Genomic DNA, 5,675 nt, shown 5'->3' with positions numbered 1-5,675 from the left:
CTATAAAAAGTCTCTGTAACTTTATATATAAAAGTAAAATTCAATTTAGTATCATAATTAATTCTACTTTCAGCCACATATGTATTAGATATATGAATAATCAGAGATATTATAGATCCTAATAAGAATGATACCAATATTCTAAATACCTTTAAATCAATAAATTTTTCTTTATCCATAGACACCCACCTTATTATTTAAATAAATAATTTTTGCATATTAGATCTCTTGTAAAAACACCAATTCGTTAACTTCCACCAACGGAATAGCGATAACTTATGCAAGAGGTTTATTAAAAACTTATAAGACATACTATCTAATTGGTGGAGTAGAAACTATCTTCGTGAAAATCATATTGTGATATCTCGCTGACTCTGCAAGAGACTCAACGGCTAAATTGGTATGAGATTTGCTAGGACCTAAAGTTCCGCCTGCATCTATTGTCGCATGTGGATTTCTTCGAGCATTATCCGCATCAGTACCTGTTCCAAAGAAAGGAAAGTAATCTGGTGTTCCCCTACAACCACCATACTCATGGCTTTCAGTAACTAAACTTCCACTATTATCATAGAAACATTCATTAGCTGGAGCAGGGTTACGTTTATTAGGAACTCTATTTTCTAGATAACCATCAAACCCACAATGAAACGCATTAGGATTGCCACCATACTTCTTCCATCCACCTGAGCCAATATTACAGCTTGTACAAACATTAGGAGCCGATGAAGGACAAGACGGCATTCTGCCAGCTCTGATGTGTCTTGCTATATCTTTTTGGTACATATCAGACCATCGCTCATTTATTTGTTGCGCAGAATACTCCTCTGGTCTGCTTGGGTTCCGACCATGTCTTGCTCTAGCTGGAATCTTAGGCTGTACCGTTGAATCATTTGCTAAACTTTTAATGGCGGCTTCTCTGGTAACTAGTCCCAACGGATCAACCCACCCCGTAGGATTCAGCGCATACTGGAACACATTGCCACCACCCATCAGCCCTATCGGATCTCTTGTAGTAAACATCCCCACATCAGGATCATAGTAGCGGAAGCGGTTATAGTGTAAGCCTGTCTCTGCATCAAAGTGTTGACCTTGAAAACGGATAGGCTGTAGCTCATTTTGACTGACTTGGATCTGACCAATCAACTGCTCATTCCAAACCACTTTTGCAGTATTGCCCCACGCCTGATAGTCAGCCAACCAAACCACCTCACCCTTCTCATTGGTCAGCTCATTCGGCGTGCCTAATTGGTCATTATGATAATAAAACACCTGCATGTTTGGAATCAACTCAGGCGCATCTTCCCAAAATTCACGCTTAGCGTTTTTAATCTCATCATTGGCGGCTTTTAATAACTCATCGCGTAGCCAAGCTAGTCTCGCTACAGGCTTAAAGCTGCCTTGATCATAGATAGTCGTATAGACATGGGTGTCGCTATATTCTTGAATAGGTAGGTCACTGTCCCATAGCATATGGGTGTGCTGATATTGGGTCTGACGGCTTTGTGTGAGCTGGTCTTTACTCTGAATGAAATTGCGAGTCTCACTGTGCTTGGCAATACGCCGTCCAAAGGCGTCGTAGTGATACTCGGTAAGGGTTTTAACAATGTTGTTGTCTTGATACTGAGTCCGCAGGCTTTTCTCAAGCTCGTTGTTGGCATTGTATTGCAGTTGTAGTGCAGTACGCGGGGCAGTATCAGGATTATTAGCCGCCTCTGTGGTTTTATAGAGTACGCGACCATGAGAGTCATAGGTGTATCTGATGCGCTGGTTGTTCTGGATCAGCTCACGCGGACGGCCTTGTTCACTCTTAGGCGTATCGGTTTGTGTTGTTTTATCTGTGACTTTTACAGGCACGCGATTACTGGCAGGGTCAAAGGCAAACACTTCGGTGATGCCCGTATGGTTTTGATAGTCGGTGAGCTTATGCTCAGTTAAGCGACCTTGTGCGTCATACTGGTATTGATGGTTGCGTTTAAAGCTGGTTTGATTGTTTAGGTTTGGTTGGGTGTTTTTATTGCCTTGATTGATGACGCTATGGCCGCTTAGGTGTGTCAGTTGTCCTAGGGCGTCATAGTGATAGTCACGCTGTATGGTGAGGTGCTGATCTCTGTTGCTTTGCTGCGTGGTCAAGCGTCCCATCGGGTCATAATGGTAGCGGCTGCTGAGTGCGCCTTGCTCGCGGCTGATCTCAAGATGCAGCTTGTTGCGCTCGCTATGACGCAACTCGATATGCTCATCAGTGCTAGGATCGTATAGGCTTTGGTTATACAGGTGTCCTGAGCCATAGTAGATCTGGTTGATGACTTTGCCATCGGGTAAGGTGGTGTTGGTGCGGTTGCCAAGCGCGTCATAGTCATGAGTGAGGGTGTGCTCGCGTGCTTGGTATGCTCCGTCTTGAGTTAAATGACTGATAAGGGTTTCTGTTATCAGTCTGCCGCCTGCATCATAGGTAAGGGTTGTACGGCTATTGGGGTTGACGGCGCTGGTCAGTTGTCCGATCTCGTCGTAGTCATAGCGCACTCGGTGGTACTGCGGACGCACAGGTTTGCTCGACTCTTGACCGATGATTTCAGGATAGTGGCTGCTGTGGCGGGCGGTGAGTTGTCCGATAAGGTCATAGTCCATCATGATATGATGCTGTTTGTGTCTGGGCAGTTGCGGGTTGTCTATTTGCTGGGTAAGTTGTCCAACTTCATTGTATACGTAGCGGCTTTGATGAGTGTCAAAGCGGGTCTCATGAATTAGGTTGTCATTGGCATCATACGCAAATGTCCACTCCTCTGCGTTTTCGTTGATGAGTGTGGTCAGACGTCCAAGCTCGTCATAGCGGTAGGCGATGCTGTTGCCTTTGGCGTTGAAGCGTTTTACGGTATTCGCGGCGTCTACTCCAGATTTTTCCTGCTGTTCTGTGCGTTGGCTTGGGTTGCCTTCACTATCGTACTGATACCTGACTTGTTGACCTAGTGCATCAGTGTAGCTCGTTAGGCGTCCAAGCTGGTCATAGTCCATTTGTATGCGACTGCCATCAGGATACTGCACTTGGCTAAGCAGATGCTCTAAGTGGGGCGCGGGGTTGTTATAGCGGTAACGGGTGATGTTACCTTCGGCATCGGTAATTTCACATAGGCGCTGTTTGTCATCGTATTGGTAGTGCGTTTGATAGCCACTACAGTCGGTTTGAGTGGTGAGGTTGCCGTAGTCATCGTATTCAAAGGTGAATTGGCTACCATTGGCTAGGGTTTGAGCGCTTAGGTTACCATGCTGATCATACTGGAACTGGGTGTCATTACCCAATGCATCACGGTAAACAATTGGGTTGCCTTGAGCGTTATAGCGATACTGCTGCTGATTGCCCAGCGCATCTGTACCGACAATCAACTGCCCTGCTTGATTGTATTCATAGCCAACTTCCCGATACTCTGGCAACTGGGTAATTGGATCCACCCCTGTCTGTACTTGTACGCTCGCCAGATGACGGTCTTGATAGTTAAAATTGGTATGGCTATCGTCGGCTCTGATGAGCTTGATCATACGATTGTTGTCATCATACTCATAACGGGTGGTATTACCATTGGGGTCTGTGAGGCTTGTCATGTTATACCAGTCATCATAGGTGTAATGACGGGTACGCTCAAGCTCAGTGCCTGGCTGTTCGATGACAGTGGTGGTGCCGATACTCTCGATACCGCTGGTATCACGACCGTATTCAAACAGGTAGTGTCTGCCACTACTTATCGCCTGCTCAATGACACGAGCCGCTTTAGGATTGTCATAATGGTCATACTCGTAAGCGACTTGCTGCCCATTCACTTGTGACTGCCAGACCATGAGGTGTTCTTTATAGGCAAACTCTCGGGTAGTACGTCCTTGGGCGATGACTTTGATCAGATCACCCTCAGGGCTATAGGTGTAGTCTGCTAGTACTTTTTTATTTTTTAGACTATCTAGTTTATACAAGGTAGTGAGTCTATGCTGCTCATTATATAGAGTGAATTCAAACTCATAGCAATTGCCCGCATCGTCAGTGAGATACTGCGGTAGATAGGCGGTACCTTGCAGCGCGCTACGCGTATAGTGCAGTTGGTTCTGATGACCGTATTTATCAACGTATTTGCTCAAAAGTACGGTGGCTTCGGTGCCATGATGGCGACGACTGGCGACATAGCTATAATGCTGAGCAATACCATTAAAAGCCTCGATCTTAGGCATCTGGTCATTATGCGCTTTCGGCTGATAGTCGCCTGAATAGATCACAAACTCTAGCGGTTCATGATCTCCAATACGACTACCATTGGTTGCACCCGCTACTATCGGACGGCTAATGGCGGTGGTGTGTGTTTTATCCTCAGGCAAATGCTTACGGTATAGGGTAATGCCCTCTGTAGGCTGATAGCAGCTCTGCCCAGGAGCTAGATAGGTAAAAGGCACTCGCCGACCTGAGTTGTCTACCAGATAGATGCGGTTGTGCTGCGGGGCCAGCTCCAAGCACTGCTCATAGCCTTGGGTCGTCCACCCTTGTCCAAACCAGCCAGCGTCTGGATTTTGGCTATTGTAGATGCGACTCATGACAAACGGTAAATAGCCACTACCGCGATAGTCGATGTCATCGCCGCCAACCAGTATTTTACTACCATACAGGGCATTGACTGGCGCACCAATCATCGCCTCTTGATTGCCAAGGGCGCAGGTGGCACATTTAATTCCTTCTCCTTTGATACGAGCGCCAGGTGGACCGCTGGTAATATTCACAGATTGGCTAGCAGGTGTCACTGGATTAAGCGGTATGACTGATTTGATAAAATCTGTCGGGTTAACATCAGGGTTTAGAATAGATAAGCCTTGCTTGAGCATATCGGTGGCTTGTGATATCTGGCCGAGTGTCTGAGCAATAGGACTATCAGGGGCAATACCTGATAGTGACATAAGAGATCCCATCGGCGAGCCTTGGTTGGCGGCTGAGATAGCACTAGATACAGCGCTTACTTTGCCCATCGCATCAGAGAAATTACTACCTGGCACAGCGCCTGCTAGTGCCATACCCACCCCGAGCATTGAGCCTTGATTAGCAGCTTGAGCGGCTTTGGATATCGTGCTGATTGCACCGACAGCTTGCGAGATATCTTTATTGGGAATAGCGCTGGCGATATTCATACCCATATCAAAGGCAGAGCCTTGGCTACCAGTCGCTACAAGGTTTGAGAGAGTAAGGGCGGTGACACCAGACTCAGGCTTACCCAATTCTATCGTGGGCGGCGTAGGCTGCGCTTGAGCATTATCTAACATAGTGATATGTATTTCCCTTCAACGTTTTCGTTATTCATGGTACAGGTGTCATCTGCTCGTATCGACAAGTAGCCACAATACATGATGCTGGGTGCACCTGAGGTTGCTCTGATCTCTTTACCAACCGTACCCGATTTCACACCGCCGCCCACACCTGCCTCATCACCCATACAGGTAGGCTGAATGGTTTTGCCCATGACATAGACGGTAAAGCCGTTCATGGTTGAGTTTGATATGGTGTCTTCTGCATTATCGAGCATCTGATAGAGATACCATCTTAAAAAAGCCAAATCAAGCACTAATTAGCTCAACTTTTGCTTGGTAAGACTGCTGATGTTTAATCACACCGAAACAGATATGCACAAGCTTGCGCATCGCTGCACAGACAGCCT

At 46.5% G+C, this 5,675-nt stretch carries 2 protein-coding genes; both read right to left on the bottom strand.

Translation table 11 applies throughout. The annotated features are described in order from the left end of the window. Positions 1 to 312: 312 nt before the first annotated feature. Entirely contained in the window at positions 313 to 5,283 is a 4,971-nt protein-coding gene (locus JMX98_RS13330) for an RHS repeat-associated core domain-containing protein (RefSeq protein ID WP_201587286.1), read from the bottom strand. Continuing rightward, on the bottom strand, positions 5,277 to 5,573 hold the full coding sequence (locus tag JMX98_RS13325; RefSeq protein WP_201587285.1) for a PAAR-like domain-containing protein: 297 nt from the start codon (positions 5,571 to 5,573) through the stop codon (positions 5,277 to 5,279). The genes JMX98_RS13330 and JMX98_RS13325 overlap by 7 nt, the downstream gene beginning before the upstream one ends. Between the last annotated feature and the right edge of the window lie 102 nt (positions 5,574 to 5,675).

Source organism: Psychrobacter sp. HII-4 (genome assembly GCF_904846595.1).
GTDB classification, from domain to species: domain Bacteria; phylum Pseudomonadota; class Gammaproteobacteria; order Pseudomonadales; family Moraxellaceae; genus Psychrobacter; species Psychrobacter celer.
Note: the sequence above shows the minus strand (reverse complement) of the source record. Positions and strands in the feature narration are given on the sequence as shown.